Origin of the sequence: Streptomyces sp. BBFR25, from assembly GCF_044590125.1 — a bacterium.
Taxonomy (GTDB): domain Bacteria; phylum Actinomycetota; class Actinomycetes; order Streptomycetales; family Streptomycetaceae; genus Streptomyces; species Streptomyces canus_D.
Genome location: NZ_CP172447.1, coordinates 5,242,012 through 5,266,696 on the forward strand (window position 1 = coordinate 5,242,012; position 24,685 = coordinate 5,266,696).

26 protein-coding genes and 1 pseudogene are annotated in these 24,685 nt (G+C 72.7%); 15 read left to right on the forward strand and 12 right to left on the reverse strand.

Annotation, left to right across the window (positions count from 1 at the left end):
* Positions 1-8: 8 nt before the first annotated feature.
* From mmpB to ACGH52_RS24090, 3 genes are all read right to left on the reverse strand, one after another.
* On the reverse strand, positions 9-137 hold the full coding sequence (gene mmpB, locus ACGH52_RS24080; protein ID WP_076975983.1) for a morphogenic membrane protein MmpB: 129 nt from the start codon (positions 135-137) through the stop codon (positions 9-11).
* A 135-nt stretch (positions 138-272) separates the two neighbouring features.
* Positions 273-482 carry an acyl-CoA carboxylase subunit epsilon gene (locus ACGH52_RS24085; protein ID WP_399942229.1) on the reverse strand — a complete coding sequence of 70 codons (210 nt, stop codon included), beginning with the start codon at positions 480-482 and terminating at the stop codon, positions 273-275.
* A gap of 9 nt (positions 483-491) precedes the next feature.
* A complete protein-coding gene (locus tag ACGH52_RS24090; protein WP_399942232.1) occupies positions 492-2,084 on the reverse strand; it encodes an acyl-CoA carboxylase subunit beta in 1,593 nt (530 codons plus the stop codon).
* A gap of 110 nt (positions 2,085-2,194) precedes the next feature.
* On the opposite strand from ACGH52_RS24090, the gene ACGH52_RS24095 reads away from it, so the two are divergent.
* Complete coding sequence (locus tag ACGH52_RS24095; protein WP_059301036.1) at positions 2,195-3,070, forward strand: biotin--[acetyl-CoA-carboxylase] ligase; 876 nt, start codon at positions 2,195-2,197, stop codon at positions 3,068-3,070.
* A 115-nt stretch (positions 3,071-3,185) separates the two neighbouring features.
* A complete protein-coding gene (locus ACGH52_RS24100) occupies positions 3,186-4,328 on the forward strand; it encodes an adenylate/guanylate cyclase domain-containing protein (protein WP_121701136.1) in 1,143 nt (380 codons plus the stop codon).
* A 51-nt stretch (positions 4,329-4,379) separates the two neighbouring features.
* Here ACGH52_RS24100 and ACGH52_RS24105 read toward each other — a convergent pair whose 3' ends face one another.
* On the reverse strand, positions 4,380-5,051 hold the full coding sequence (locus tag ACGH52_RS24105; protein WP_399942235.1) for a hypothetical protein: 672 nt from the start codon (positions 5,049-5,051) through the stop codon (positions 4,380-4,382).
* A gap of 211 nt (positions 5,052-5,262) precedes the next feature.
* On the opposite strand from ACGH52_RS24105, the gene ACGH52_RS24110 reads away from it, so the two are divergent.
* The 3 genes from ACGH52_RS24110 to hutH all read left to right on the forward strand — a co-directional run bounded on the left by ACGH52_RS24110 (position 5,263) and on the right by hutH (position 9,213).
* Positions 5,263-6,063 (forward strand): enoyl-CoA hydratase/isomerase family protein, encoded by an 801-nt coding sequence (locus tag ACGH52_RS24110; protein WP_399942238.1) that lies wholly within the window; start codon positions 5,263-5,265, stop codon positions 6,061-6,063.
* Between the two features lie 369 nt (positions 6,064-6,432).
* Complete coding sequence (locus tag ACGH52_RS24115) at positions 6,433-7,581, forward strand: diguanylate cyclase domain-containing protein (RefSeq protein ID WP_193777437.1); 1,149 nt, start codon at positions 6,433-6,435, stop codon at positions 7,579-7,581.
* A gap of 93 nt (positions 7,582-7,674) precedes the next feature.
* Entirely contained in the window at positions 7,675-9,213 is a 1,539-nt protein-coding gene (gene hutH, locus ACGH52_RS24120; RefSeq protein ID WP_076975989.1) for a histidine ammonia-lyase, read from the forward strand.
* An 84-nt stretch (positions 9,214-9,297) separates the two neighbouring features.
* On the opposite strand, the gene ACGH52_RS24125 is transcribed toward hutH, so the two are convergent.
* Positions 9,298-9,627 (reverse strand): hypothetical protein, encoded by a 330-nt coding sequence (locus tag ACGH52_RS24125; RefSeq protein ID WP_171987363.1) that lies wholly within the window; start codon positions 9,625-9,627, stop codon positions 9,298-9,300.
* A gap of 109 nt (positions 9,628-9,736) precedes the next feature.
* Here ACGH52_RS24125 and ACGH52_RS24130 point away from each other — a divergent pair, with 109 nt between their 5' ends.
* The 5 genes and pseudogenes from ACGH52_RS24130 to ACGH52_RS24150 all read left to right on the forward strand — a co-directional run.
* Complete coding sequence (locus ACGH52_RS24130; protein WP_059301029.1) at positions 9,737-10,090, forward strand: hypothetical protein; 354 nt, start codon at positions 9,737-9,739, stop codon at positions 10,088-10,090.
* A 230-nt stretch (positions 10,091-10,320) separates the two neighbouring features.
* Positions 10,321-11,565, forward strand: coding sequence for an Ig-like domain-containing protein (locus ACGH52_RS24135; RefSeq protein WP_121700966.1), 1,245 nt, complete (start codon positions 10,321-10,323; stop codon positions 11,563-11,565).
* A gap of 150 nt (positions 11,566-11,715) precedes the next feature.
* Complete coding sequence (locus ACGH52_RS24140) at positions 11,716-13,200, forward strand: ABC transporter permease (RefSeq protein ID WP_399942243.1); 1,485 nt, start codon at positions 11,716-11,718, stop codon at positions 13,198-13,200.
* Between the two features lie 34 nt (positions 13,201-13,234).
* Positions 13,235-13,918, forward strand: a complete 684-nt coding sequence (locus tag ACGH52_RS24145; RefSeq protein WP_399942246.1) for an ABC transporter ATP-binding protein — start codon at positions 13,235-13,237, stop codon at positions 13,916-13,918.
* A gap of 78 nt (positions 13,919-13,996) precedes the next feature.
* Positions 13,997-14,341 (forward strand): annotated as a pseudogene (locus ACGH52_RS24150) (TetR family transcriptional regulator C-terminal domain-containing protein); the annotation flags it as partial.
* 54 nt (positions 14,342-14,395) lie between these two features.
* Here ACGH52_RS24150 and ACGH52_RS24155 read toward each other — a convergent pair.
* The gene (locus ACGH52_RS24155) at positions 14,396-15,271 is read right to left on the reverse strand and encodes a helix-turn-helix domain-containing protein (protein WP_210975898.1); all 876 of its coding nucleotides are present in this window, start codon (positions 15,269-15,271) and stop codon (positions 14,396-14,398) included.
* Positions 15,272-15,439: 168 nt separating this feature from the next.
* On the opposite strand from ACGH52_RS24155, the gene ACGH52_RS24160 reads away from it, so the two are divergent.
* Together ACGH52_RS24160 and ACGH52_RS24165 are read left to right on the forward strand one after the other, a co-directional pair.
* Positions 15,440-16,480: an NAD(P)-dependent alcohol dehydrogenase gene (locus ACGH52_RS24160; RefSeq protein ID WP_059301025.1), complete on the forward strand. Its 1,041-nt coding sequence runs from the start codon at positions 15,440-15,442 to the stop codon at positions 16,478-16,480.
* A gap of 160 nt (positions 16,481-16,640) precedes the next feature.
* On the forward strand, positions 16,641-17,429 hold the full coding sequence (locus ACGH52_RS24165) for an SDR family oxidoreductase (protein ID WP_399942250.1): 789 nt from the start codon (positions 16,641-16,643) through the stop codon (positions 17,427-17,429).
* Positions 17,430-17,484: 55 nt separating this feature from the next.
* On the opposite strand, the gene ACGH52_RS24170 is transcribed toward ACGH52_RS24165, so the two are convergent.
* Positions 17,485-18,522: an aldo/keto reductase gene (locus tag ACGH52_RS24170; RefSeq protein WP_059301023.1), complete on the reverse strand. Its 1,038-nt coding sequence runs from the start codon at positions 18,520-18,522 to the stop codon at positions 17,485-17,487.
* A 182-nt stretch (positions 18,523-18,704) separates the two neighbouring features.
* Between ACGH52_RS24170 and ACGH52_RS24175 the strand changes: the two genes are divergently transcribed.
* Positions 18,705-19,301 carry a TetR/AcrR family transcriptional regulator gene (locus ACGH52_RS24175; protein ID WP_121704353.1) on the forward strand — a complete coding sequence of 199 codons (597 nt, stop codon included), beginning with the start codon at positions 18,705-18,707 and terminating at the stop codon, positions 19,299-19,301.
* A 97-nt stretch (positions 19,302-19,398) separates the two neighbouring features.
* Here the strand turns inward: ACGH52_RS24175 and ACGH52_RS24180 are convergent, their stop codons facing one another.
* A complete protein-coding gene (locus ACGH52_RS24180) occupies positions 19,399-20,001 on the reverse strand; it encodes a hypothetical protein (RefSeq protein ID WP_399946870.1) in 603 nt (200 codons plus the stop codon).
* A complete protein-coding gene (locus ACGH52_RS24185; RefSeq protein ID WP_399942254.1) occupies positions 20,001-20,594 on the reverse strand; it encodes a DUF4291 domain-containing protein in 594 nt (197 codons plus the stop codon). The genes ACGH52_RS24180 and ACGH52_RS24185 overlap by 1 nt, the downstream gene beginning before the upstream one ends.
* A gap of 199 nt (positions 20,595-20,793) precedes the next feature.
* Between ACGH52_RS24185 and msrA the strand changes: the two genes are divergently transcribed.
* Positions 20,794-21,306, forward strand: a complete 513-nt coding sequence (msrA, locus tag ACGH52_RS24190; protein WP_059301021.1) for a peptide-methionine (S)-S-oxide reductase MsrA — start codon at positions 20,794-20,796, stop codon at positions 21,304-21,306.
* 61 nt (positions 21,307-21,367) lie between these two features.
* Here the strand turns inward: msrA and ACGH52_RS24195 are convergent, their stop codons facing one another.
* Complete coding sequence (locus tag ACGH52_RS24195; RefSeq protein ID WP_399942257.1) at positions 21,368-22,486, reverse strand: hypothetical protein; 1,119 nt, start codon at positions 22,484-22,486, stop codon at positions 21,368-21,370.
* A 96-nt stretch (positions 22,487-22,582) separates the two neighbouring features.
* Here ACGH52_RS24195 and ACGH52_RS24200 point away from each other — a divergent pair, with 96 nt between their 5' ends.
* Positions 22,583-23,737, forward strand: coding sequence for a cystathionine gamma-synthase (locus ACGH52_RS24200; protein WP_121704354.1), 1,155 nt, complete (start codon positions 22,583-22,585; stop codon positions 23,735-23,737).
* A gap of 20 nt (positions 23,738-23,757) precedes the next feature.
* Here ACGH52_RS24200 and ACGH52_RS24205 read toward each other — a convergent pair whose 3' ends face one another.
* Both ACGH52_RS24205 and ACGH52_RS24210 read right to left on the reverse strand, forming a co-directional pair.
* The gene (locus tag ACGH52_RS24205; protein ID WP_121704387.1) at positions 23,758-24,015 is read right to left on the reverse strand and encodes a hypothetical protein; all 258 of its coding nucleotides are present in this window, start codon (positions 24,013-24,015) and stop codon (positions 23,758-23,760) included.
* 94 nt (positions 24,016-24,109) lie between these two features.
* The gene (locus ACGH52_RS24210; protein ID WP_121704355.1) at positions 24,110-24,616 is read right to left on the reverse strand and encodes a sigma factor-like helix-turn-helix DNA-binding protein; all 507 of its coding nucleotides are present in this window, start codon (positions 24,614-24,616) and stop codon (positions 24,110-24,112) included.
* Between the last annotated feature and the right edge of the window lie 69 nt (positions 24,617-24,685).

Genomic DNA, 24,685 nt, shown 5'->3' on the forward strand with positions numbered 1-24,685 from the left:
GGGGCGGTTCACCCCAGACCGAGCACGATCATCGCGAGGACCATGGCCAGGGCCAGGAAGACGCTCAGCCGCCGCAGCATGTCCTGCGTGTCGCGCAGTTCCTCGGGCGGCTCGTTGTCGGGGTCGGACCACAGCATGTCACTAGCGTGCGGCTTGGCGGTGGGGGGTGACTTGAGTACGGGTACTTAAATCGGGGCGCGGCGTTCCTCTTCTGTGCGCCCACGCGGCGGAGCCGCAAATCGACGCAGCCCCGCGCCCCTGGGCATCCGTCCTCAGCTTGGCCAGTAGGTGCGGCCCCATGCCGTCGGGCCCGGGTGGGGCATGTGGTGGGTCGCGATGCGGGACGGGTCGGACCAGGCGTCGCGCGGGAGCGCGGTGGCGGGCGGCTCCGCCTCCGTCGCCGCGGCGCGGGCCCTGACCACCGTCAGGGCGGCGGCCAGTTCTTCCGGGGTGGGGTTGCCCCGTACGACCTTGATGGTCACAGCGGCTCCTTACAGGGGGATGTTGCCGTGCTTCTTCGGGGGGAGGCTCTCCCGCTTGGTGCGCAGCTGGCGCAGGCCGCGGACGATGTGGCGGCGGGTGTCGGACGGCATGATCACCGCGTCGACGTAGCCGCGTTCGGCCGCCGTGTAGGGGTTGAGGAGGGCGTCCTCGTACTCCTGGATCAGGCGGGCGCGGGTGGCCTCGGCGTCGTCACCGGCCTCGGCGATGGTGCGGCGGTGCAGGATGTTGACCGCGCCCTGGGCGCCCATGACGGCGATCTGGGCGGTGGGCCAGGCCAGGTTGAGGTCGGCACCCAGGTGCTTGGAGCCCATGACGTCGTAGGCGCCGCCGAAGGCCTTGCGGGTGATGACCGTGATCAGCGGGACGGTGGCCTCGGCGTAGGCGAAGATCAGCTTGGCGCCGCGCCGGATGATGCCGTCGTGCTCCTGGTCCACGCCCGGCAGGAAGCCGGGGACGTCCACGAAGGTGAGGACGGGGACGTTGAAGGCGTCGCAGGTGCGCACGAACCGGGCCGCCTTCTCGGAGGCGGTGATGTCCAGGCACCCGGCGAACTGCATCGGCTGGTTGGCGACGATGCCCACCGGGCGGCCCTCGACGCGGCCGAAGCCGGTGAGGATGTTCGGCGCGTACAGCGGCTGGGTCTCGAAGAACTCGGCGTCGTCCAGGACGTGTTCGATGACCGCGTGCATGTCGTAGGGCTGGTTCGCCGAGTCCGGGACGATCGTGTCCAGCTCGGCGTCCTCGTCCGTGACCGCGAGGTCCGCCTCCTCCGGGAAGGCGGGGGGCTCGGAGAGGTTGTTGGACGGCAGGTACGACAGGAGCTGCTTGACGTACTCGACCGCGTCCTTCTCGTCGCCCGCCATGTGGTGGGCCACGCCCGAGGTGGAGTTGTGGGTGCGGGCGCCGCCCAGCTCCTCGAAGCCGACGTCCTCGCCGGTGACGGTCTTGATGACGTCGGGTCCGGTGATGAACATGTGGCTGGTCTGGTCGACCATCACCGTGAAGTCGGTGATCGCGGGGGAGTACACCGCGCCGCCCGCGCACGGGCCGACGACCAGGCTGATCTGCGGGATGACGCCGGAGGCGTGGGTGTTGCGGCGGAAGATCTCGCCGTACGCGCCCAGCGAGGCCACGCCCTCCTGGATGCGGGCGCCGCCGGAGTCGTTGATGCCGATGACCGGGCAGCCGGTCTTCAGCGCGAAGTCCATCACCTTGACGATCTTCTGGCCGTAGACCTCGCCCAGCGCGCCGCCGAAGACGGTGAAGTCCTGGGAGAAGACGGCGACCGGGCGGCCGTCGACGGTGCCGTAGCCGGTGACGACGCCGTCGCCGTAGGGGCGGTTGGCGTCGAGGCCGAAGTTGGTGGAGCGGTGCCGGGCGAACTCGTCCAGCTCGACGAAGGAGCCCTCGTCGAGCAGGAGGTCGATGCGTTCACGAGCCGTCAGCTTGCCCTTGGCGTGCTGTTTCTCGACGGCGCGTGCGGAACCGGCGTGCGTCGCTTCCTCGATACGGCGCCTGAGATCCGCGAGCTTGCCCGCGGTCGTGTGGATGTCGGGCTGCTGCTCTTCCGGCTCGGACATCGGGATGCGGCTCCCTGCCTGCTCAAAAGGGGGGACGGTTACTCGTTCGTAGAGTAGTAGGGGGCCTTCCGTTCGGCAGTGCGGTGTTTCCCACACCTAGGGTGGGTTGCATGACGCCCCGAGATTCCTCCGACTCCCCGGACTCCCCGCGCGGCAGGTGGTCCGACCTGGACCGGCCGCCCCTCAGCAGCACCGCCCTGCGCCGGGGACTGGTGCGCGACGGCGGCCTGTGGCGGCGGGTCGACGTCGTGCAGCGCACCGGGTCCACCAACTCCGACCTCGTGGCCCGGGCCGCGGAGGAGGACCTGGCGGAGGGTGTCGTCCTCGTCGCCGAGGAGCAGAGCGCCGCACGGGGGCGGCTCGACCGGCAGTGGACGGCACCCGCCCGCTCCGGGCTGTTCTTCTCCGTACTGCTGCGGCCCGCCGAGATCCCCGTGACCCGCTGGGGCTGGCTGCCGCTGCTCACCGGCGTCGCCGTGGCGACCGGGCTGTCCCGTGTCGCGGGCGTCGACACCGCCCTGAAGTGGCCCAACGACCTGCTGGTGACCGTCGGCGACGAGGAGCGCAAGGCCGGCGGCATCCTCGTCGAGCGGGCCGGGGACGACGGCGTCGTCGTCGGCGTCGGCATCAACGTCTCGCTCCGCGCCGACGAACTGCCGGTCGCGCGGGCCGGGTCGCTGGCGCTGGCCGGTGCCGTGAACACCGACCGGGACCCGCTGCTGCGCGGGGTGCTGCGGTCGCTGGAGGACTGGTACGGGCGCTGGCGCGAGGCCGGGGGCGACCCGGCGGCCAGCGGGCTGCAGGAGACGTACGCGGCGGGCTGCGCGACGCTCGGGCGCATGGTGCGGGCGGAGCTTCCGGGGGACCGGTCGCTCGTGGGGGAGGCGGTGGCCGTGGACGGCGACGGGCGGCTGGTGCTGGCGACGGAGGCGGGCGTGCAGGAGCCGGTGGGGGCCGGGGACATCGTGCACCTGCGGTTGGCGTGAGCGCGGCCCCGGGGCACCCTCGGAGTACGGGACGCACGGGAGTGAGCTGGGGCACACCTGACGTAAAGTTGGGGCCGGTCGAACCTGACCGCGGCAGATCGGAAAGGCAGCAGGCGTGACCGTCGACGACACCGGCTCCGGCGCGGACGGGGACGGCCGGGTGGACCCCGAGCCCGCCCCGGACTCCGCCGACCCCGGGGATGACCCGCTCGCGCTGCGCCTCGAAGGGCTCATCCTGGGCGCCGAGCGCCGCTACACCCCCTTCCAGGCCGCCCGCAGCGCGGGCGTCTCCATGGAACTGGCCTCCCGGTTCTGGCGGGCCATGGGCTTCGCCGACATCGGCCAGGCCAAGGCGCTCACCGAGGCCGACGTCCTGGCCCTGCGGCGCCTGGCCGGCCTGGTGGAGGCGGGGCTGCTCAGCGAGGCCATGGCCGTGCAGGTCGCCCGGTCCACGGGGCAGACCACCGCCCGGTTGGCCGAGTGGCAGATCGACTCCTTCCTGGAGGGCCTGACCGAGCCCCCCGAGCCCGGGATGACGCGCACCGAGGTGACGTACCCGATCGTCGAGCTGCTCCTTCCCGAGCTGCAGGAGTTCCTCGTCTACGTCTGGCGGCGCCAGCTCGCCGCCTCGGCCGGCCGGGTCATCCAGGCCGGGGACGACGAGGAGATGGTGGACCGGCGGCTCGCGGTGGGCTTCGCGGACCTGGTCGGGTTCACGCGGCTGACCCGGCGGATGGAGGAGGAGGAGCTCGGCGAGCTGGTCGAGGCCTTCGAGACCACCTCCGCCGACCTGGTGGCCGCGCGCGGCGGACGGCTGGTCAAGACCCTCGGCGACGAGGTGCTCTACGCCGCCGACGACGCCGGTACGGCGGCCGAGATCGCCCTGCGGCTCATCGAGACGATGGCCAACGACGAGACCATGCCGGAACTGCGCGTCGGCATCGCCTTCGGCACGGTCACCACCCGGATGGGCGACGTCTTCGGTACGACCGTCAACCTGGCCTCCCGGCTCACCTCGATAGCCCCCAAGGACGCCGTCCTCGTCGACACCGCATTCGCGGAGGAGCTGATCCGCACCCGGGACGCCCCCGCCTCGGAGGCCGCGGCGGCCGAGGAGGCCGCCACCGCGGAGAAGGAGGGCGAGGAGCCGCCGGTGTACCGCTTCGCGCTCCAGCCGATGTGGCAGCGTCCGGTGCGCGGCCTCGGCGTGGTCGAGCCGTGGCTGCTCACACGCCGGGACGGCGGCGGGGAGCCGTAGGCAGCGGGCGTCGCGGCCGAGGCCGTCGTTCGTCGTCCGTCCGTCAGCCGCTCAGTCGCCGAGCAGGTCCACGCAGAGGCCGATGACCGGCACACACAGGCCGGGATCGTCGGGTTCCGGCTCCGGACCGGACGTCGGTGGTGTGCCGCGGTCCGGTGGCGGGGTCGGCGCGGGGGACGGTGCGGGGCGGTCGGACCGCGACGGCCGCGGTGTCCCCGGGGCCGGGGCCGGGGCCCGGTCGCCTGTGTCCTCCGGCTGTTCCCCTCCTCGCCTCTCCCGCTCCCGTCCCCCGTCTCCGGGGCCACCGTCGTCGGGTGTGTCCGGGCCGGTCGTGGCGGTGGGGAGGGGGACCGCGGGACCGCTCGGCGACGGGTCGGGCCCGAGACCGGGGGGTATGAGGCCCGGTCCGGGAGAGCCGTTCAGGCCGCCCATGGCGGATGTCGCCGAAGGGCTCGCCCCGGACGGTCCTCCGTCGGTGGCCGCGGCGGCGGGCGCCGACGCCCGGTCCGAGGCCGTCTCCCGGCCGCCGCCCTCCACGCGCGGCCCCGCCTCGGCGCCGAAGCCGCCGCCGGGCTCGGGCAGCAGGCGTACGACGCTCAGGGCGCCCGCCGCCAGGGCGAGGCCCCCGGCGGCCAGCAGCACCTTGCGGGGGCGGGGACGGCGGTGCCGGCCGCGGCGGCCCCACACGTACCGCGGCCCTGTCGGTGTGCCGGTCGTCGTCATGTTCCCTCCCCGGTGCGCACGCGCCCCCGCTGCGCCCTGGCGGAGCGAGGCTACGGTCCGCCACGGGCCGGGGTACGGCGGTCGCCCGCATGTCACTCGAACGGGTGGGCGGAGCCCAGGTGCGGAGCGGGCGGGTCCGGCCTTTCCCCGCGCGGGTCCGCCTGCGATGATCGGGTGGTCGACTGTTAACACGCGTTAACCGGAGGGTGTCATGAGCGAGGAGCGGTTCGGAGAGTTCGTCCTGGTGCGGCGGCACGCGGACGGGCATGTCGCGGAGCTCGCGCTCGACCGGCCGAAGGCCATGAACGCCGTCTCGACCGCGATGGCCCGGTCCGTGAGCGCGGCCTGCGCGGTGCTGGGCGAGGACCGGGACGTGCGGGTGGTGGTGCTGACCTCCACGCACGAGCGGGCGTTCTGCGTCGGGGCGGACCTGAAGGAGCGCAACTCCTTCTCCGACGCCGACCTGCTGCGGCAGCGGCCGGTGACGCGGGGGGCGTACACCGCGGTCCTCGAACTGCCGGTGCCGACGGTCGCGGCCGTGCACGGGTTCGCGCTGGGCGGCGGGTTCGAAATGGCGCTGTCCTGCGACGTGATCGTGGCCGACCCCACGGCCGTGGTGGGGCTGCCTGAGGTGTCCGTCGGGGTGATCCCGGGCGGCGGCGGCACCCAGCTGCTGCCGCGCCGGGTGGGGGCCGCGCGCGCGGCCGAGCTGGTGTTCACGGCGCGGCGGGTGGCGGCCGAGGAGGCGCGCGAGCTGGGACTCGTGGACCAGCTGGTGGAGGAGGGGCGGGACCGGGAGGAGGCACTGGAGCTGGCCTCCCGGATGGCCGCGAACTCGCCCGTGGGACTGCGTGCGGCCAAGCGCGCGCTGCGCCTCGGGCACGGCCTCGACCTGCGGGCGGGGCTGGAGGTCGAGGACGCGGCGTGGCGGTCGGTGGCGTTCTCCGGGGACCGCGCGGAGGGCGTGGCGGCGTTCAACGAGAAGCGGGCGCCGCGGTGGCCGGGTGAGTGAGCCGATCGCGCCGACGCGCTGACGGCCGACGGCACCGCCCGGGCGTCCGGGTGGTTCGCCTATGGTGTCGGGCGTCTGGGTGGTTCGCCAGGGGGTGTCGGGCGTCCGGGCCGTCCGCCTGTGGTTGTTGGGCGTCCGGGCTGTCGGCCCGGGACCGGGGGCCGCCGGGCATCCCGGCCGTTCCCCCGAGGTCGTCGGCCGCCGGCCGTCGTTCGTCGTGCGCCCGCGATCTGCCGCCACCCCGCATCCGCCCTCGTCGGCCGCACCCGGCGAGGGGTGTCTCCACGCGGATCGACGCGGATCGCGAATAATCGCCCGGTTCGCCCAGTTTACGTAACGTTTCTTCTTGAATCTCCCTAGCCTGGAGTGATGGGTGACGACAGGCGGCTCGCGGCCGTGGTGGCGCTTGCGCAGGGGATGGCCGCCGCGCACAGCGCGCGTGAGGCGTGGCGCGCGGCGGCCGTCGGCGGGTGCCTGGCGCTGGGCGGCAGCTTTGCCGCGCTGTCGGTGTGGGAGCGGGAGCTGGGGCGGCTCCGGGTGCTCGTGAACGTCGGCCGGCGGGCCGAGGGCGAGGAGGAGTTCCCGGAGGACGAGTCCTACCCGGTGCACCAGTTCGCGGAGATCACCGAGTTCCTGCACGAGCGCTGGGCGGGGGGCGGTGAGCCCGACGCCTGGGTCGAGACGGCCGCGGGGCCCGCCGCCGGGCGTCCCGGGTACGTCCACCAGCGCGTCGCCGCCCTGCGCCGCCGGGGCCGCGGCTGCTGCGTGGTCGCGCCGATCGTGCTGCACGGGCGGGCCTGGGGCGAGCTGTACGTGGCCCGGCCGGTGGGGGAGCGGGTCTTCGAGCGGGCCGACGCCGACTTCGCCACCGTGCTGGCCTCCGTCGTCGCCGCCGGGATAGCGCAGACCGAACGCCTGGAGGAGGCCAGGCGGCTCGCGTACACCGACGCGCTCACCGGGCTGGCCAACCGCCGTGCCGTGGACTCCGCGCTGGACGAGGCCGTCGAGCGGCACCGCGAGGAGGGCGTCGTCGTCAGCCTCGTCGTCTGCGATCTGAACGGCCTCAAGCGGGTCAACGACACGCACGGCCACGCGGTCGGGGACCGGCTCCTGGAGCGGTTCGGGTCGGTGCTGTCGCTGTGCGGGGCGATGCTGCCGGGGGCGCTCGCGGCCCGGCTCGGCGGGGACGAGTTCTGTCTGCTCGCGGTCGGACCGCCCGCCGACGCGGTGGTCAAGGCGGCCGAGGAGCTGTGCCGCCGGGCGGCCGAGCTGGAGCTGGGGGACGGCGTGGCCTGCGGGGTCGCGTCCACGGAGGACCCGGTCGGGCCCGTCCGCTCCGCCCGCCGACTGTTCCGGCTCGCCGACGCCGCCCAGTACCGGGCCAAGGCCGAGCGCGCGGCCGGGCCGGTCGTCGCCGGGCGCGAGGGGCCCGACGACCCCGTCGTGCGGCTCGCGGACCAGCCCTCCCGGGAGGAGGACGGGGAGCGCAGGCGGTTCCGCGGGCGGCACTCGCCGTGACCGCGCTCGGGTAAGGGGCGCACGGGGCAGGCATCCGTGACGCATCCCCTCGTGACATCATCGAATTCACTGCGTACGCTCCTGAATATGGATATGCACACTGTGGTGGTGGGGACGGCCGGGGTCACCGCGTCCGACGTCCTCGCCGTGGCGCGCGGCGGCGCCCGGATCGAACTCTCCGACGACGCGGTCGCCGCCCTGGCCGCGGCCCGCTCCGTCGTGGACGCGCTGGCCGCCAAGCCGGACCCCGTCTACGGCGTGAGCACCGGTTTCGGCGCCCTGGCGACCCGGCACATCAGCCCCGAGCTGCGGGCCCAGCTGCAGCGCAACATCGTCCGCTCGCACGCGGCCGGGATGGGTCCGCGCGTCGAGCGCGAAGTGGTCCGCGCGCTGATGTTCCTGCGGCTGAAGACCGTCTGCTCCGGCCACACCGGGGTCCGGCCGGAGGTCGCGCAGACCATGGCCGACGTGCTCAACGCCGGGATCACCCCGGTCGTGCACGAGTACGGCTCCCTGGGCTGCTCCGGCGACCTCGCCCCGCTGTCGCACTGCGCGCTGACCCTCATGGGCGAGGGCGACGCCGAGGGCCCCGACGGCACCGTACGGCCGGCCGGTGAGCTGCTCGCCGCGCACGGGATCACCCCGGTCGAGCTGCGCGAGAAGGAGGGCCTCGCCCTTCTCAACGGCACCGACGGCATGCTCGGCATGCTGATCATGGCCCTCGCCGACCTCGACACCCTCTACAAGTCGGCCGACATCACCGCCGCCCTCACCATGGAGGCCCTGCTCGGCACCGACAAGGTGCTCGCCCCCGAGCTGCACGCCATCCGCCCGCACCCGGGGCAGGCCGCCAGCGCCGCCAACATGGCCGCCGTGCTCAAGGGCTCCGGGCTGACCGGGCACCACCAGGACGACGCCCCCCGCGTCCAGGACGCCTACTCGGTGCGCTGCGCCCCGCAGGTCGCGGGCGCCGGACGCGACACGATGGCCCACGCCGCTCTCGTCGCCGAGCGCGAGCTGGCCGCAGCCGTGGACAACCCGGTGGTCCTGCCCGACGGCCGGGTGGAGTCCAACGGCAACTTCCACGGCGCCCCGGTCGCCTACGTCCTGGACTTCCTCGCCGTCGCCGTCGCCGACCTCGGCTCCATCGCCGAGCGGCGCACCGACCGGCTCCTGGACAAGAACCGCAGCCACGGCCTGCCGCCGTTCCTCGCCGACGACGCGGGCGTCGACTCCGGTCTGATGATCGCGCAGTACACGCAGGCGGCCCTGGTCAGCGAGTTGAAGCGGCTCGCCGTACCGGCCTCGGCGGACTCCATCCCGTCCTCCGCGATGCAGGAGGACCACGTGTCGATGGGCTGGTCGGCGGCGCGCAAGCTGCGCACGGCCGTCGACAACCTGGCGCGCGTGATCGCCGTCGAGCTGTACGCCGCGACGCGCGCGATCCAGCTCCGCGAGGGACTGACCCCGGCGCCCGCGTCGCAGGCCGTCATCGACGCCGCACGGGCGGCCGGTGTGGCGGGGCCGGGACCGGACCGCTACCTGGCGCCCGACCTCGCCGCGGCGGACGCGTTCGTGCGCGCCGGGCACCTGGTCGCGGCGGCGGAGACGGTCACGGGGCCGCTGCGCTAGCGGTTCGTGACGCGACCGAGGGGCCCCGGCGGGTGACGCCGGGGCCCTTCTCGGTCAAGGAAGCCAAAAGAACGTCAAGTTCTTTCAAAAGCCGAGGCGTTCCCGTCGGACCGAGTAGCCCACGAAGCCGGCGCCGAGGCCGAGGCAGAGGGCGCCGCCGACGACGTACGGCGTGCTGTCGAAGCTGCCGGTGTCGGCCAGCCTGGTGGTGCCCTCGCCGGCCGCCGCCGTATCCGTGGACGTGTCCGCGGAGGCGGCTCTCGCCTGGGCCGTGACCTGCGGAGACGGGGTCGCGGCCGCGGACTCGAGCACCGGTGTCTCGGGTGTCGCGTTCGCCGACGGGACGAACCACAGGGCACACAGCAGGCCGCCCGCGGAGGCGGCGGTCAGCAAGGAACGGCGAGCGGATGACACGGAATATCGATCCCCTTGTGGCGCTGGCGAATTGGCCGTGTGGGCAGATGTTAGTGAAAGGCGCGGGTCACGGGAAAGTCACGGGAGCGGTCGGCCTTACGCTCCGGGCATGAGCACTCCTGAGACATCACGGTTTGTACGTATTCGCGTCGAGCTGGTTCTCGAGGTCGACGACGAGGAGGCCGTCACCGGCGCCGCGCTGCAGGCCCTCGCCGACGACACCGAGCTGTCCGACGCGGAACGCACCGACTCCGAGCGCGCTGTGACGGAGGACACCGCCGAGGCCCTGGCGCATCTGGTGGACCCGTTCGACCTGGTCAGCGTGGTACCCGGGGTCGAGCTGCGGCAGGCCTCCTGGAGCAGTGAGCAGATCGACTACGACCCCGATTCGCCCGAGTGGGACCTCGGCGAGGATGATGGCGGCGAGAACGACCCGGAAGACGAGGAAATGACGGTCGGCTGACGCGGTGTGGGGAAATTCCCGGCCCCGGGCGGCAACCGCCGCCCGGGGTTTCGTCGTCTCACGGTGCGCACTGACCGACACCTGCCCGCACCGCCCCGGCTTCCGGTGGCAAACGTGGCATGCCCCACACCCGTGAGCGATGTGGAACGGGACGAACCGGTCGTAGCGTTGAAAGTTATTGACGGGGTATCTCGGGGTTTCGGGAATCGGCAACGATGGAGAAGCGTGTGATGACGGACGGTAAGCGGCGCAAGGGTCTGATGGCCGCGTCCGCACTGCTCGGCGGTGTGCTGGTGCTCTCGGCATGTTCCAGTAGCGACGCCGACACCTCCGGGGGTGGGGACAAGACCTCGCAGGCCGAGGTCGACGAAGCGGCGGCCAAGAAGACGTCCGAGGCCCAGATCAAGATCACACCCAAGGGCGGCTCGGACAACGCCTCCATCAACAACGCCGCAGGTGTCACCGTGAGCAAGGGCACACTCACCGAGGTGAAGATGACCGCCGCGGACGGCACCGAGGTCAAGGGCGAGATATCCGCCGACAAGACCAGCTGGAAGCCCGCCGGCCAGCTGGAGCGCGCCACCAAGTACTCGATCACGGCGACCGCGCAGGACTCCGAGGGCCGCGCCGCCCACGAGAACGCGTCGTTCACCACGGTCTCCCCCGAGAACAGCTTCATCGGGACCTTCACCCCGGACGACGGCAAGACCGTCGGCGTCGGAATGCCCGTGTCGATCAGCTTCGACAAGCAGATCACCGACAAGGCCGCCGTCCAGAAGGGCATCACGGTCAACACCAGCAGCGGCCAGGAGGTCGCCTGCCACTGGTTCTCCACCCAGCGCATGGACTGCCGCCCGGAGAAGTACTGGACGGAGAACTCGACCGTCACCCTCAAGCTGGCGCTCGACGGGGTCGAGGGCGCCGACGGCGTCTACGGCGTGCAGCAGAAGACGGTCACCTTCAAGATCGGCCGCAACCAGGTCTCGTACGTCGACGCGAAGACCAAGCAGATGAAGGTCACGCAGGACGGCAAGACCGTCAAGACCATCCCGATCTCCGCCGGTTCGCCCGACAACAAGACCTACGAGGGCGAGATGGTGATCTCCGAGAAGTTCAAGGAGACCCGGATGGACGGCTCGACCGTCGGCTTCACCGACGACGACGGCAAGGGCGAGTACGACATCAAGGACGTGCCGCACGCCATGCGCCTGAGCACCTCCGGCACCTTCATCCACGGCAACTACTGGGGCAAGGGCATCTTCGGCCAGGCCAACACCAGCCACGGCTGCGTCGGTCTGCAGGACGCCAAGGGTGCCAACGACCCGAACACGCCGGGTGCCTGGTTCTACAACAACTCCATCATCGGTGACGTGGTCGTCGTCCAGAACACCGGCGACAAGACCATCGCCCCGGACAACGGCCTCAACGGCTGGAACATGGACTGGGCCCAGTGGAAGGCGGGTTCGGCGGTCTGACGCCGAACTCCCCGAGGGCCGACAGCACTTCGCACGGGCGCCCGCCACTCCCCGCACGGGAGCGGCGGGCGCCCGCGCCGTTCCCGGCTTCTCATCCTCCTCTTACGCGGCCCTTATCCCGCCATCACGGCCCGTGCCTACGTTGCGCCCATGTTCTTCACCTACCTGAGGCGCGAGCTGCGCCGCCGCAGAAAGGCGGCCCTCGTCGTCGCCTCCGGACTGGCCCTGGGCATCGCGCTGGTCATCGTCGTCGACTCCGTCTCCTCGGGCATGAGCCGGGCCCAGGACAAGGTCCTGCAGTCCCTGTACGGGCTCGGCACGGACATGACGGTCACCAAGGCCGCGGAAGCCTCCTCCGGCGGCACCGCCGAACGGCCGCGCTTCCGTTTCGACGCGCAGGACGACGGCTCCGAGGAGGAGCAGAGCACCGACCGCGTCATGGTGCAGGGCTTCCAGACGCTGGCCGGCTCCACCGTCGGCGAGGTCGCCGGGCAGAGCGGGGTCGCCGACGCGGTGGGCGGCCTCAGCCTCCAGGTCGTCAAGGTCAGCGGCGAGTTCTCCCGCGGCCAGTTCAAGCAGGATGCCTCCGGCGGTGACGCCGGCGCGGGCCAGGGCGGCGGACCGGGCGGCGGCCAGTCCCCGCAGGGTCGCGTCCAGGGCGGCGGCGCCGACTTCGACGTCAACAGCTACTCGGTCTACGGCACCGACGTCACCGAGCCCGACCTCGGCCCGCTGACCACGTCCGCCATCACCAGCGGCCGCATCTTCAAGGAGACGGAGACCGACGCCAAGGTGGCCGTCGCCGACTCGGCGTACGCCAAGGAGAAGAAGCTCGAGACCGGCAGCACGGTCACCGTCAAGGACACGAAGTTCGAGATCGTGGGCATCGCCACGGCCGACAGCGGCGACGCGGCGGCCAACCTCTACGTGCCGCTGAAGCAGGCCCAGACGCTGGGCGACGCGAAGGACAAGGTCACCACCGTCTACGTCAAGGCGACCGACTCGCAGCGGATCGACGGCGTCAAGTCCGCGATCCAGAAGAACATCCCGGGTACGACGGTCACCACCTCCGCCGACCTGGCCGACACCGTCTCCGGCTCCCTGTCCACCGCCTCCTCGCTCGCCACTGGCGTCGGCAAGTGGCTGTCCGTCGTGGTCCTGGCGGCCGCCTTCCTGGTCGCCGGCCTGCTCACCTCCTCCGCCGTCTCCCGCCGGGTGCGCGAGTTCGGCACGCTCAAGGCGCTGGGCTGGCGCTCGGGCCGGGTCACCCGGCAGGTGATCGGCGAGGCCGTCGTCAACGGCCTGGTCGGTGGCGCCCTCGGCATCGCCCTGGGCCTCGCGGGCGCCTATGCCGTCACCGCCGTCAGCCCGACGCTCCAGGCCCAACTCGGCGGCGGCACGAGCGGTGGCGGGGGTGCGGGCGGCCCCGGCGGTTTCGGCGGTGGCGGCACGGGCGGTCCCGGCCGGCAGACCGCCGCCAAGACCCTGGACATCGCGCTGAGCGCACCCGTCAGCGTCACCACCATCGTCCTCGCGGTCGCCCTCGCCGTGGCGGGCGGACTCGTCGCCGGCGGCTTCGGCGGCTGGCGTGCCTCGCGGCTGCGCCCGGCGGACGCCCTGCGCCGCGTCGAGTAGCGCCACCCACCCCCCGTACTCCAGGAGTTGCACCATGTACGAACTCAGCGGCGTCAGCAAGCACTACACCCGCGGCAAGGCCACCGTGCACGCCCTCGACGGCGTCGACCTGACCATCGCCGACGGCGACCGGCTCGTCATCCAGGGCCCCACCGGCGGCGGCAAGTCCACCCTGCTCCAGATGCTGGGCGCCCTCGACCGGCCCAGCTCGGGCCAGGTCGTCCTCGACGGCACCGACCTCGCCACCCTCCCCGAGGCCAGGCTGACCCGGGTACGCAGCGAGAGCATCGGCTTCGTCTTCCAGTCCTTCAACCTGATCCCGACCCTGACCGCCCAGGAGAACGTCGAGACCGCCCTGGTCCCGCTCGGCGTCAAGGCGAAGGAGCGGCGCGAGAAGGCCGCCGAGGCCCTGGCCTCCGTCGGCCTCGGCGAACGCCTCGGCCACCTCCCCGGCGAGATGTCCGGCGGCCAGCAGCAGCGCGTCGCCATCGCCCGCGCCCTGGTGAAGCAGCCGAAGGTGCTCCTCGCCGACGAACCCACCGGAAACCTCGACGAGTCGATGCGCGACGAGATCATGGACGTACTCGACCGCATGTGGAAGGAGCTGGGCCTCACCTTCGTCATGGTCACCCACGACTCGGCGATCGCGAAGAAGGCCCCCCGCGTGGCGACCATCCGCAAGGGCCGCATCACCGTGAAGGAGAACGCGCCGGTCTGACGCCGCGCGCCCGGCGGCCCGCCCGTGCGTGGTGCGGGCGGACCGCCGGTCATGAGGCCGGGTCCAGCCAGTCCCCGACGGCCAGGGCGCGCGGTCTGCGCCAACTCCGTGGGCCATCTGGAAGAACCCCTGCTGCCGGGCGGCTGTCTGATGACCGCGGCACTCAGCGAGTACGACGGCCGCCCCGGCCGGGTCCGCGACGTGGTGGCCGAGGTGTGGTCGCGTCGGCGGGAACGGCTGCGGGCGGACCTGACCGCGGCGGTGGACAACGGCGAACTGCCCGCCGGGTTCGACGTCGACCAGGCACTGTTCGAGATCGTCGCGGCCGGGCCGGCGCTCAACGCGGCCATGCGGCTCCAGCACGACCGGACGGCCGCGGACCGGGCCCGCCGCGCGATCGAACGGGCCCCGGACCAGTCCTGACGGGATCGGCCGAACCGTCGGGTCGCCGGCACCGGCCGCCGCGGCCGGGCACCCTCACGTCGGCAGCGAAGCCGCCGCCTCCGTCCCCCAGCTCGCCAGCAGCCGCAGCGCGTCCGCCGACGGGGAGCCGGGCTCCGCGTGGTACGTGACGAAGGCCTGCTCGTCGTCGTCGACCATGCGGAACGTCTCGAAGGACAGGGTCAGGTCACCGACCAGCGGGTGCCGCATCCGCTTGCCGCCGTAGCTCTTCTCCTTGACGTCGTGCGTGGCCCACAGCCGCCGGAACTCCTCGCTCTTCACCGACAGCTCGCCGACCAGCGCGGACAGCCGCGGGTCGTCCGGATGGCGGCCCGCGTCCATGCGCAGGAAGCTGACCATGTCGTACGCCTTCTGGTCCCAGTCGACGAACAGCTCGCGGTAGTCCGGGTTCAGGAAGACCAGCCGCGCCCAGTTCCGCTCGGCGGCCGGCAGCTTGCCCCAGTCGCCGAAGAGGGCCGCGGCCATCCGGTTCCAGGCGAGGATCTCGGAGCGGCGGCCCGTCACGTAGGCCGGCACCGTGTCGATCGACTCCAGCAGCTGGAGCAGCGCCACCCGCACCGGCTGCTTGCCCCGTGGGGCCCCGGCCCGCCTGCGCTGCTGCTTCGGCTTCGCCAGGTGCGTCAGGTGTGCCTGCTCCGCGTCGGTCAGCCGCAGCGCGCGGGCGATGGCGTCCAGGACCTCCGCCGACACGTTCTGCCCGTTGCCCTGCTCGAGACGGGTGTAGTACGCCACCGACACCCCGGCCAGCTGCGCCAGCTCCTCGCGCCGCAGCCCCGGCACCCTGCGCTGCCGCCCGAACGACTCCAGACCCACGTCCTCCGGCTTCAGCCGCGCCCGCCGGGTGCGCAGGAACTCGCTCAGTTCGGCCCGCCGGTCAAGCTGTCCATCCATACCCTCCAGTATGGCCGGACGTATTCCCGGTCGTACGCACACGAGCCTGTCCCCGTCGGTGGTACGCACGCTGGACGTACGCAAAGCCGTGGTCTGGGTGGATCGGCAGGGCGCAGGCAGGGTGGAAACATCACCCAGTCACGTCGAGAGAATCCCGGAGAACCCGGCATGACCACTGTCGCCGCGTACGCAGCACCCGCCGCCAAGGCGCCGCTGGAGCGCACCACCATCGAGCGGCGCGAGGTGCGTGAGCATGACGTCCTGATCGACATCAAGTTCGCCGGCATCTGCCACTCCGACATCCACCAGGTCCGTGAGGGCTGGGGCGAGGCCATCTTCCCGATGGTCCCCGGCCACGAGATCGCGGGCGTCGTCTCCGAGGTCGGCCCCGGCGTCACCAAGTTCGCCGTCGGCGACCGGGTGGGCGTCGGCTGCATGGTCGACTCCTGCCGCGAGTGCGAGAACTGCAAGGCCGGCCGGGAGCAGTACTGCACGGGCGGCAACGTGATGACGTACAACGGCATCGGCAAGGACGGCGAGCCCACCTACGGCGGCTACTCCGAGAAGGTCGTCGTCGACGAGAACTTCGTCCTCGGCATCCCCGAGGGCATCTCCCTGGACGAGGCCGCCCCCCTGCTGTGCGCCGGCATCACCACGTACTCCCCGCTCAAGCGCTGGAACGCCGGTCCCGGCAAGAAGGTCGCCGTCGTCGGCCTGGGCGGCCTCGGCCACATGGCCGTCAAGCTCGCGCACGCCCTCGGTGCCGAGGTGACCGTGCTGTCGCAGTCCCTGCGCAAGAAGGACGACGGCCTGAAGCTCGGCGCCGACCACTACTACGCCACGAGCGACCCGGCCACCTTCGAGGAGCTGGCCGGCACCTTCGACCTGATCGTCTCCACGGTCTCCGCCCCGCTCGACTTCGGCGCCTACCTGGGGCTGCTGAAGACGGAAGGTGCCCTGGCCAACGTCGGCGCCCCCGAGGAGCCCGTCTCGCTCAACCTGTTCGCGCTGCTCGGCGGCGGCAAGTCCCTCTCCGGCTCCATGATCGGCGGAATCGCCGAGACCCAGGAGATGCTGGACTTCTGCGCGGAGCACGGCATCGGCGCCGAGATCGAGCTGATCGCCGCGTCCGAGGTCAACGAGGCCTACGAGCGGGTCCTGGCCAGCGACGTGCGCTACCGCTTCGTGATCGACACCGCGACGATCTGATCCCCCGGGGAAAGATCTTCGGATTCTCTCCCCGACCTGTCACACAGCCGCCCCGCCCCGGGTCATACCGCCACCACTGACGGCGGACGTCCGGGCGGGGCGGTTCCACATCGGCACCCACCCCGCCTCCCGGACGCCACGGACACCGGGAGCAGCGGCCATGACCCACCACCCCTCGACCCCCACGACGCCCCTCCTCGTCACCGGCGGCACCGGCACCCTCGGCGGGCACGTCGTCCCGCTGCTGCGGGCGGCCGGACAGGAGGTGCGCGTCCTCACCCGGCGCCCCCGCCCCGACGCGGACGGCGTCACGTACGTCACCGGCGACCTGCGCACCGGCGCGGGCGTCGAGGCCGCCGTCGACGGCGTGCACACCGTGCTGCACCTGGCGGGCGGCCCCAAGGGCGACGACGAGGCGACCCGCACCCTGGTGCGCGCCGCAGCCGGTGCGGACGTACGGCACCTCGCGTACATCTCGGTCGTGGGCGCCGACCGCGTCCCGCTGGCCTGGTTGCGCACCAAGCTGGAGTCGGAGCGGGCGATCACCGGCTCGGGCCTCGGCTGGACGGTGCTGCGGGCGGCCCAGTTCCACGAGCTGACCCTGACGATGATCGAGAAGATGACCCGGCTGCCGGTCCTCCCGGTCCCGGGCGGACTGCGCCTGCAACCGGTCGCCGCCCGCGAGGTCGCCGCGCGCCTGGCCGAACTGGCCCTGGCCGAGCCGTCCGGCCGGGTCCCCGACATGACCGGCCCCGAGGTCCACGACCTGGCCACGCTGGCCCGTTCCTACCTCGAGCTGCGCGGTGGGCGGCGGCGCCCGAAGCTGCCGGTGCGCATTCCCGGGAAGGCGGGCCGCGCGTACCGCTCCGGCGAGAACCTCACCCTGGCGGACGCCCAGGTCGGCAAGGTGACGTGGGCGGAATTCCTGGCGGAGAGGGACGCCGGGTGAGTTCTCCCGGCACGCAGCGGGTCCGGCGCGTCGACGGCCCGCGCCGCCCGGCCGCTCAGTGGGCCGCCGGGCGGCGCCGACGGCGCAGCGCCGGGTCGAGCAGCGCGGGTGTGGCATCGAACTTCTCGTGCGCCGCCAGATCGGTGCCCGGCGGGACGATCGCGTCGATCGCGTCGAGGACGTCGTCGGAGAGGACGGTGTCGGCGGCGGCGAGCTGGGAGCGCAGGTGGTCCAGGGTGCGGGGTCCGACGAGCGCGGCGGTGACGGCCGGGTGCGCGGTGACGAAGCCGAGCGCGAGCTGGATCAGGGTGAGGCCGGCCTCGTCGGCGACCGCGGCCAGCTTCTCGACGGCGTCGAGCCTGGCCCGGTTGGCGGGCAGCGCGGTGTCGAAACGCTCGGGCAGGACCGCCGACCGGTGCGTGGCGATCTCCCGCCCGGCGCGCACCGCCCCCGACAGCCAGCCCGAGGCCAACGGGCTCCACACCAGCACGCCGAGCCCGTACTGCTCGGTCACGGGCAGGACGTGGCTCTCGATCCCGCGCTGGAGCACGGAGTAGCTGGGCTGCTCGGTGACGTACCGGCCGAGCCGGTGCTCGCGGGCGGCCCACTGGGCCTCGACGATGCGGTAGGCGGGGTAGGTCGAGGAGCCGAAGTACCGGATCTTCCCGGCGCGCTGCAGATCGGTGAGCGCGGACAGGGTCTCCTCGTCACTCGTGTTCGGGTCCCAGCGGTGGATCTGGTAGAGGTCCACGTGGTCGACGCCGAGCCGGCGCAGGCTGTTGTCCAGCTCGGTGACCAGCCAGCGACGCGAGGCGCCCTGGTGGTTGGGCTCGTCGCTCATCGGCATGTACGCCTTCGTGGCCAGCACGATGTCGTCCCGGCGCCCGGCGATCGCCTTGCCGACCATCTCCTCCGACTCGCCGCCGCCGTACATGTCGGCGGTGTCGATCAGGTTGATCCCCGCCTCCAGGGCGGCGTCGACGAGGGCGGTGGCCTCCTCCTGGGTGGTGCGCCCGATGCTGCCGAAGTTCATGGCGCCGAGCGCGAGCGAGCTGACCTGCACACCGGTGCGGCCCAAGGTGCGGTACTGCATGACGGTTCCTCCACGGGGGTGGCCTGCGTAGGGGCGAGGCATGACTTGGTGGCGGGCTCGACGCTCTGGCATCATGGAGAGACCAAGCGGAACACCGTCCCGTTTACTTGCCCAACGATACGGAACGCTGTCCCGTTTATCAAGCGTGGACGGCGGCGGGACCGGCGAAGGGAACGGAAACGGTGAAGGACGGCGAAGCGGAGACGGGGCGGACAGCCTCCCGGCCCAAGCGCGCGGACGCCCGGCGCAACGAGAAGACCCTGCTCGACGCCGCGGCCGCGGTGTTCGTCAGGTCGGGCGTGGAAGCCCCCGTACGCGACATCGCGGCCGAGGCCGGCGTCGGGACGGCCACGATCTACCGCCACTTCCCGACCCGGGCGGACCTCATCATCGGCGTCTACCGGCACCAGGTGGAGGCCTGCGCCGAGGCCGGCCCCGCCCTGCTGGCGAGCAGCCCCACCCCGTACGCCGCGCTCGCGACCTGGATCGACCGGTTCGTCGACTTCCTGGTCACCAAGCACGGCCTCGCCGCGGTCCTCCAGTCCGACCAGGCGGGCTTCGAGGCCCTCCACGCGTACTTCCTCGACCGCCTCGTCCCCGTGTGCACCGACCTCCTCGCCGCCGCGACCGCCTCCGGCGAGATCCGCACCGACGTACCGGCCATCGCCCTCATGCGCGGCGTCGGCAACCTCTGCATCGGCGCCGAGACCCCCGACCCGCGCTACGACGCCCGTCAGCTGGCGGGGGTGCTGGTCGCGGGGTTGCGGGTGCTGGACTGAGCCTGCCCGCAGACGACCATGACCAGGTCTTGGCCGAAGGGGGCGGGCGCACCGGGCTCGGGGGCAGGCACCAGGGGTGCCGCGAGCAGTGCTTCCTTCACAGCCCGGAAGGCCGGCCGGACAGCCAGTCCACGTGACGGTCGCGAAGCCGGTCGCGCTCGCCGGGCGTGGCGAGAAGGACGTCCGCACCGCCGTCGTAAGGGGAGTGGATGCGGCGGAGTTCCGTGTCCGTGACGAACACCTCGACGAACACCTCGACGAGCGCCTCGTCGGCCACCGCGCGCAGCAGGGCATCGACGCAGCCGTGCCGCCAGGGCCGCCGGTCCGCGTAGAAGCGTGTGTGGGTGTGAAAGGCGGGGTCGGGGTCGTCCTCGTCCGACTCGGTCCACCAGTGGACGCCGGTGGGGTGGAGCTCCCGCCGTGGCGTCGGGAAAGCGGCCGGTCCGTCGGGCGTACCGGACCAGTCCGAGGTCACGACGTACACGTCGCGGTTCGCGAACAACTCGTCGAGCACCGTGTTGTACCGGTGCAGCGCGACCGAGTACTCGGCTTCGGACTCCGGATACCGCTTCGAGCCGGGGAGGCTGTGGAAGCGGATCCAACGGTCGGCGTACGTGTCGCGGAACGTGTGCGAGACGGGCGGTCCCGCCGGGCGCCGGGCCCGCCACAGGGCGGCGAGAGCGCCGGGGGAGTGGTCCATCACGGGCGCAGGCTGCTCAGTAGTTCTCCCGCGGTGGGATACGGCTGTTCCCGGGGCAGCAGGGCTCGGGCCGCGTCGAGGGTGCCCTCCCGTACGAGGGTGTGGATCTCGTGGGCGAGAGGGGTCAGGTCGCGGATGGCGACCGTCCACTCGTCGGCGTACCGGCGTGCGGCCTCGCCGGAGAGGCCGAGTTGCAGGGAGCGGTGGGGCAGGGGCTGGAGGCGCAGGTCGCGTTCGGGGTCCCACTGGACGCGGGTGGGCGAGCGCTTCAGCTGACGCTGCCAGGCGGCCCGGTCGGGGTGCACGCCGGGTTGGTAGCTGGACAGGCACGCGTTGCGCAGGGCCCACTCGAAGCCCTCGCGGCTGATCTCGACCGCCAGGACGGTCTCCTGGCCCTCCTTGGCGGCCCATCCGCAGCGGTACATCATCCACAGGAACGACGGCTTGATCCACGTCATCCTGTCCCGCTTCCAGGCGGCCGGAAAACGCCCCTCACGGGCGGCGGGGACACCGATCCGCGGGGAGTAGGCCTGGTAGACGGTGACAGTGGACTCCGTGTGGGCCGCTCTGATCTCGTGCCGGGGCTGCTGCATGGCGTACAGCGTGGCGCCGGGCGCCACGGGCCGGCCACCGGTTTTCGCCGGGAACGCCGGACGCCCCTGTCGGCGTGGTGCCTGGCCGTGGAATCGTTGGAGAGCCTCGTGTGTTGGACGCAAGGTGGGCATGACGGCCGGTGACGTGCGGGCCGAGTGGCCCGGACGATCGAGCCGAGAGATTTTTTGGAGGGCCGCGATGGCTGCGCAGACACAGAGGGCCGTGCTGGCGGGCGGATGCTTCTGGGGGATGGAGGAGCTGATCCGTCGGCTCCCGGGCGTGACCGCGACCCGGGTCGGATACACCGGGGGTGACGTGCCGAACGCGACGTACCGCGACCACGGCACGCACGCGGAGGCCATCGAGATCCTCTTCGACCCCGAGGTGACCGACTACCGCGCGATCCTGGAGTTCTTCTTCCAGATCCACGACCCGAGCACCAAGAACCGCCAGGGCAACGACATCGGACTCAGCTACCGCTCGGCGATCTACTACGTGGACGACGAGCAGAAGCGGATCGCCGAGGACACGATCGCGGACGTGGACGCCTCCGGACTGTGGCCCGGCAAGGTCGTCACCGAGGTGGAGCCGGTCGGTCCCTTCTGGGAGGCCGAGCCCGAGCACCAGGACTACCTGCAGCGTTACCCGGACGGGTACACGTGCCACTTCCCGCGCCCGGGATGGCGGCTGCCCGCCCGCAGCGAGGGCTGAGGGTTTACCGAGAAGCGGTCCGGCCGGATGTGCGGCCGGACCGTTCGTCGTGGGGCGGCGCTCAGTGCGGCAGCGTCGCCGGGCTGCCGCCGTTGGCCTCGTACCCCGCCACCGCGAGCGCGCGGTAGACCGCGAACTCCGCCGCCGGGTCGCTCGACAGGGTCCAGGGCAGCGCGCCGACGTGGCCGTCTATGACCATCAGCTGGTTCATCGCCTCGGCCCAGCGTTCGCCACGGACCAGGAAGAAGACCAGCAGGTGCCGGACGTGCGCCTGCGTCGGGTCGTCCCGGTGGGCCGAGTGGACCGCGTGCAGCGCGCCGTGGACGGCCTTGGTGACGACCTCGCTCTGGTAGAAGCCGCTGACCAGGTTGACCTCGGGCAGGTGCTCGAAGACCGCGAAGAGCGGCATCGCCGCCAGCAACGAGCCCCGCGGGGCGCGGGCGGCCGCGGCCTCCGCGAAGGAGTAGGCCAGCTCGCGCGAGCCGTGCCACTTCTCGCACCAGTACTGCAGGGCGGACAGGTGCGCGCCCATGTGGTTCGGAGCGCGGTCCAGGATCTTCAGCCAGAGCTGCTCGAACTCCTCGCGCGAGTACCCGAGGCCACGGGCCACCGACAGCTCGATGATGTAGGGGACCGGGTCCCCGGGCGCCAGGAGGGCCGCCTCGCCGCAGGCCGCCTTCGCCTCCTCCATGATGATCCGGAAGTCGTTCGAGCCCGGCGTCGCCGTGCGCCACGCCTGCTGCACCAGGAACTCGGCGTGCACCGCCGCGCCCCCCGCGTCCTTGGGCGCCTCCGCCCGCCACACCCGCAGCCACTGCCCGCCCGGCGTCTCCCCGACACCGCCGGGCCGCTGCCGCAGCTCCAGCGACGCGGCGCCCGCGAAGGCCTGCACCCGCTGCCAGCGCCGCTCGCCCTTCGCCTCCGTACCGGCGAGGAGCTGCTGCGCCCCCCGGTAGTCCTGGGTGCGCTGCACCAGGTCCAGGACGTCCAGCAGGTCCTCGTCCGGACCCGGCATGCGGATGTCCAGCTCCTCCTCGCGGGCGAAGCCGTAGTTCGCGGGGTCGGCGGCGTCCGGGTGGCCGGGCTCGACCAGACCGACCGCGCCGCGCCGGCGCCGCGTGAGTTGGAGCAGCACGAAGCCGAGCATGACCAGTGCCATCAGGACCCAGAGAATCTCCATGTCTCAAGCGAACCAGACGCCGCCGACAATTGGCCAACCTGCCCACCGCCCTGTGGAAAACCCGCGAAGCGTTCCGCACGGCTACCCTCGGTGCCCATGAGCGACAGGCACATCAGTCAGCACTTCGAGACGCTCGCGATCCACGCGGGCAACACCGCCGATCCCCTGACGGGCGCGGTCGTCCCGCCGATCTATCAGGTGTCGACCTACAAGCAGGACGGCGTCGGCGGGCTGCGCGGCGGCTACGAGTACAGCCGCAGCGCCAACCCGACCCGCACGGCCCTGGAGGAGAACCTCGCCGCCCTGGAGGGCGGCAGGCGAGGTCTCGCGTTCGCGTCCGGACTGGCGGCCGAGGACTGCCTGTTGCGTACGCTGCTGCGTCCCGGCGACCACGTGGTGATCCCGAACGACGCGTACGGCGGCACCTTCCGCCTCTTCGCCAAGGTCGCCACCCGGTGGGGCGTCGAGTGGTCCGTGGCCGACACGAGCGACCCCGCCGCGGTGCGGGCCGCCCTCACCCCGAAGACCAAGGCGGTATGGGTGGAGACGCCCTCCAACCCGCTGCTCGGCATCACCGACATCGCCGCCGTCGCCCAGGTCGCCCGGGACGCCGGCGCCCGGCTCGTCGTCGACAACACCTTCGCCACCCCGTACCTCCAGCAGCCGCTGGCGCTCGGCGCCGACGTCGTCGTGCACTCGCTGACCAAGTACATGGGCGGGCACTCCGACGTGGTCGGCGGCGCGCTGATCGTGGGCGACCAGGAGCTGGGCGAGGAGCTGGCGTTCCACCAGAACGCGATGGGCGCGGTCGCCGGGCCCTTCGACTCCTGGTTGGTGCTGCGCGGCACCAAGACCCTCGCGGTGCGCATGGACCGGCACAGCGAGAACGCGGTCAAGGTCGCCGACATGCTCTCCCGGCACGCGCGCGTGACGAGCGTGCTGTACCCGGGGCTGCCCGAGCACCCGGGGCACGAGGTCGCCGCCAAGCAGATGAAGGCGTTCGGCGGCATGGTGTCCTTCCGCGTCGAGGGCGGCGAGCAGGCCGCCGTCGAGGTGTGCGACCGCGCGAAGGTGTTCACGCTCGGCGAGTCCCTGGGCGGCGTCGAGTCGCTGATCGAGCACCCGGGCCGGATGACCCACGCCTCCGCGGCGGGCTCCGCCCTGGAGGTGCCCGCCGACCTGGTGCGGCTGTCGGTCGGCATCGAGAACGCCGACGACCTGCTGGCCGACCTCCAGCAGGCGCTGGGCTAGCGGCGACTAGCGGCGCGGGCTCACCAGCCCTCCCAGCCGGTCACGGGTGGGGTCGTCTCCGAGGGCGGCTCCACCCACGGCTGGACGGTCAGCGCCCACACCGTGAACGCCACGGCCGCGGCGCCCAGCAGCAGCCACAGCAGGCGGCGGACGGCGGTCCTGCGGCGCAGCATGCGGCCGCCCCGGCGGACGGCCTCCGCACAGAGGTCGGGCGGTACGCGCGGTGGCGACTGCTCCATGATCTGCCGCGCGGCGGCCTCGCGGCGAGGACGGTTCACCGGCATCTCCCGGTCCTCCACGCGCGCGTGTCCGTCGTCCTGCCGGTCGCCGCGCGGGCCGCCGTACGGCGGCTCCGGGCGCGGGCCGGGCCGGTCACGGCGTCGCCGCCTTCGCCTTCGACGCCACCGGCCGGGCCGGTGCGGGCGGCGGACGCAGCAGGGCGGCCGTCGCGCGGTCGCAAACCGTCCGTACCCGTTCCACGGGCAGGCCCAGCAGCGCGGCCGTCTGTTCCTCGGCGACGCCCTCGTACAGCCTGAGCACCAGGACCAGGCGTTCCTGCGGGGCGAGCGGGCCCAAGGGGCCCACGGGCCGCCGGCGGGCCCGGCCGAGAGCGCCGTACCGGTGCCAGGCCTCGCGGGCGAAACGCGTGGCCAGGTACTGGCGGGCGCGATCGTACGGGTCCTCCCCGTGCAGCCGGTCCCAGGACGCGTACGTGTGGGCCAGGCTCAGGGCCAGCAGGCGCCGCGCGCGCGGGTTGGCGTCCGGGGCCTCGGCGGTGAGCAGGGTCGCGGCGTGCAGGAGCCGCCCTGCCGCGCCCGCGACGAACGCCTCGAACTCGCGGGCCCGGCGGGCGTTCCGGGACGCATGCCGTTCTCGCATCGCGCCTCCCGCCCAGCCGGCGACGACCCCTGAGGTCTCATATCAGGCCAGGGGCGGCCCGCCGGTCAA

Excerpts from the sequence above, each read along its gene's own strand:
- mmpB (WP_076975983.1), bottom strand. The coding sequence starts at position 137 with ATGCTGTGGTCCGACCCCGACAACGAGCCGCCCGAGGAACTGCGCGAC.
- ACGH52_RS24090 (WP_399942232.1), bottom strand. The coding sequence starts at position 2,084 with ATGTCCGAGCCGGAAGAGCAGCAGCCCGACATCCACACGACCGCGGGC.
- ACGH52_RS24095 (WP_059301036.1), top strand. The coding sequence starts at position 2,195 with ATGACGCCCCGAGATTCCTCCGACTCCCCGGACTCCCCGCGCGGCAGG.
- ACGH52_RS24105 (WP_399942235.1), bottom strand. The coding sequence starts at position 5,051 with ATGACGACGACCGGCACACCGACAGGGCCGCGGTACGTGTGGGGCCGC.
- ACGH52_RS24110 (WP_399942238.1), top strand. The coding sequence starts at position 5,263 with ATGAGCGAGGAGCGGTTCGGAGAGTTCGTCCTGGTGCGGCGGCACGCG.
- ACGH52_RS24115 (WP_193777437.1), top strand. The coding sequence starts at position 6,433 with ATGGGTGACGACAGGCGGCTCGCGGCCGTGGTGGCGCTTGCGCAGGGG.
- hutH (WP_076975989.1), top strand. The coding sequence starts at position 7,675 with ATGCACACTGTGGTGGTGGGGACGGCCGGGGTCACCGCGTCCGACGTC.
- ACGH52_RS24130 (WP_059301029.1), top strand. The coding sequence starts at position 9,737 with ATGAGCACTCCTGAGACATCACGGTTTGTACGTATTCGCGTCGAGCTG.
- ACGH52_RS24135 (WP_121700966.1), top strand. The coding sequence starts at position 10,321 with ATGACGGACGGTAAGCGGCGCAAGGGTCTGATGGCCGCGTCCGCACTG.
- ACGH52_RS24140 (WP_399942243.1), top strand. The coding sequence starts at position 11,716 with ATGTTCTTCACCTACCTGAGGCGCGAGCTGCGCCGCCGCAGAAAGGCG.
- ACGH52_RS24145 (WP_399942246.1), top strand. The coding sequence starts at position 13,235 with ATGTACGAACTCAGCGGCGTCAGCAAGCACTACACCCGCGGCAAGGCC.
- ACGH52_RS24155 (WP_210975898.1), bottom strand. The coding sequence starts at position 15,271 with ATGGATGGACAGCTTGACCGGCGGGCCGAACTGAGCGAGTTCCTGCGC.
- ACGH52_RS24160 (WP_059301025.1), top strand. The coding sequence starts at position 15,440 with ATGACCACTGTCGCCGCGTACGCAGCACCCGCCGCCAAGGCGCCGCTG.
- ACGH52_RS24165 (WP_399942250.1), top strand. The coding sequence starts at position 16,641 with ATGACCCACCACCCCTCGACCCCCACGACGCCCCTCCTCGTCACCGGC.
- ACGH52_RS24170 (WP_059301023.1), bottom strand. The coding sequence starts at position 18,522 with ATGCAGTACCGCACCTTGGGCCGCACCGGTGTGCAGGTCAGCTCGCTC.
- ACGH52_RS24180 (WP_399946870.1), bottom strand. The coding sequence starts at position 20,001 with ATGGACCACTCCCCCGGCGCTCTCGCCGCCCTGTGGCGGGCCCGGCGC.
- ACGH52_RS24185 (WP_399942254.1), bottom strand. The coding sequence starts at position 20,594 with ATGCAGCAGCCCCGGCACGAGATCAGAGCGGCCCACACGGAGTCCACT.
- msrA (WP_059301021.1), top strand. The coding sequence starts at position 20,794 with ATGGCTGCGCAGACACAGAGGGCCGTGCTGGCGGGCGGATGCTTCTGG.
- ACGH52_RS24195 (WP_399942257.1), bottom strand. The coding sequence starts at position 22,486 with ATGGAGATTCTCTGGGTCCTGATGGCACTGGTCATGCTCGGCTTCGTG.
- ACGH52_RS24200 (WP_121704354.1), top strand. The coding sequence starts at position 22,583 with ATGAGCGACAGGCACATCAGTCAGCACTTCGAGACGCTCGCGATCCAC.
- ACGH52_RS24210 (WP_121704355.1), bottom strand. The coding sequence starts at position 24,616 with ATGCGAGAACGGCATGCGTCCCGGAACGCCCGCCGGGCCCGCGAGTTC.